At 41.9% G+C, this 284-nt stretch carries 1 protein-coding gene; it reads left to right on the forward strand.

Features of this window, described 5'->3' with window-relative positions; translation table 11 throughout:
- Positions 1–284, forward strand: a 284-nt coding sequence (locus tag ACNKXV_RS14570) for a hypothetical protein (protein ID WP_417908419.1), incomplete at both ends; no start/stop codon positions are given.

Consider the following 284-nt stretch of genomic DNA (forward strand, 5'->3'; position numbering starts at 1 on the left):
GTTCGATTGAATATTACGTAACCAATACTTCTGACCTTTTGGCTCCTCAGCCTCTTCCAAACTCTACTGGCTTTGGCGGATTCACCACCAACATCGGTGAGACCCAAAATAGAGGTATTGAAATGTCACTTTCTACTTTGAATATTGAAAAGGGTGACTTCAGCTGGTCAACTGATGTGATTTTCACCAGAAACCGAGAAAAGATCGTTTCTCTTCCTAACGGAGACGACATTGCTGCTGGTAGATTTATTGGACAGCCTTTGACCGTATTCTATGATTTGAAG

It is taken from the genome of Christiangramia aquimixticola, from assembly GCF_048285835.1.
GTDB lineage: Bacteria > Bacteroidota > Bacteroidia > Flavobacteriales > Flavobacteriaceae > Christiangramia > Christiangramia aquimixticola.